The following is a 1,450-nucleotide window of genomic DNA, read 5'->3' on the forward strand; positions in this document are numbered from 1 at the left end:
TGAACTGACCCCGTAAAGTTGGACGGTCATGTAAGCCGGTTAAGGCCTTGAGGGCTGGGTTCTGTATTGAACAGGACTCAGCCCTTTTAACTTGCTTTTGATGCGGTAATGATTGTAGTAGCGGATGTACTCGCGGAGTTCTTTTTGCAACTGATCAATGCTGGTAAAGCGCTTCAAATAGAAGCACTCCGATTTAAGTGTGCCGAAGAAGCTTTCCATGGCGGCATTGTCGAGGCAATTTCCTCGCCGCGACATGCTTTGTGTAATTCCGTGCTCAGCAAGGGTTCTTCGATAGGCGTGCATTTGATATTGCCACCCTTGGTCTGAGTGAAGTATTGGTCGCCGCTTATCTGGTAGCTTTCCAATGGCTTTCTTGAGCATGTCATCAACCAAACTGAAGTGGGCTGTCCGGCTCATTTGGTAAGCCACTATTTCACCGTTATACAAATCCATGATGGGTGAGAGATACAACTTTTCTCCCCCGACATTGAACTCCGTTACATCCGTTACCCACTTTTCTCCGAATGCCTTTGCCTGGAACTGCCGTTGCAACAGGTTAGCGACGCTTACATGGCCAGGACCACGGTAAGAACGATACTTCTTCGGTCGCACCAACGATTTCAAGCGCAACGCCTGCATCAACCGCTGTACGACCTTATGGTTGACCATTTCCCCTGCTCGACGCAAAGCATCCGTCACGCGCCGATATCCGTAGCGCCCTTTATGTCGGTTATAGATCTTCCGGATACGTGACTTGAGCGCAGCGTACCGATCCGGCGCGTCCAGAACGTTGACTTGGTAATAAAAGGTGCTGCGGGCCAGGCCGGCAATCTTCAGCAGGTTGGACAGCTTGTGGTGTTGCCTCAGATCTCGCACTAGCCGCGCTTTTTTTGCGCAGTCGCTTTCTGTGCCAGAGCCAAGGCCTTCCGCTTTTTTAAATAGTCCACCTCTGCACGTAGATAGTCGATCTCATCGAGCAGTTGCTCGCGTGTGCGGGTGTCGTCAGCTTTCGCTTTTGGTGGTGTGGCAGGCAGGCTGGGCTTCATCATCTTCGGGCGTCCTTTCGGCTTGGCTTGTAAGGTATCCAAGCCGCCCTCATGATACAGCCGCTCCCAACGACTGACCGTACCGTGCCCCCGAAGATTGAACATCGCTTCAACTTCTCGGTAAGACAACCGATCTTTCTTCATGCGCCGCAGTACAGATAATTTGAATTCGCTGCTGTAGTGCTCGTACTTCTTGCTTAGCCCTTTGAACCCATGATGACGGTAACTTTGCACCCAGCGGCGCACCGTCCCATCATCAACTCCGAATTCCTTTCCAACCGCGACGGCACTGCTTCCATTGAACAAGCAACGCTTGACCAACGCATATTTAAATTTCGTTTCGTATTTCGCCATGTAAAAACCCCAAAGGTTGGATTTATGTCCAACTCTTTGGGGTCAGTTCA

Annotated in this window: 1 protein-coding gene; it reads right to left on the reverse strand. The window is 50.9% G+C overall.

Annotation, left to right across the window (positions count from 1 at the left end):
- Window positions 1-39 precede the first annotated feature (39 nt).
- A protein-coding gene (locus tag PQR63_RS23580; RefSeq protein WP_408170722.1) for an IS3 family transposase occupies window positions 40-1,400 on the reverse strand; the annotation gives its coding sequence in 2 pieces (ribosomal slippage) (window positions 40-923 and window positions 923-1,400; 1,362 coding nt in all).
- Window positions 1,401-1,450 lie beyond the last annotated feature (50 nt).

This window comes from Herbaspirillum rhizosphaerae (assembly GCF_046025915.1).
Classification (GTDB): domain Bacteria; phylum Pseudomonadota; class Gammaproteobacteria; order Burkholderiales; family Burkholderiaceae_D; genus Herbaspirillum; species Herbaspirillum rhizosphaerae_A.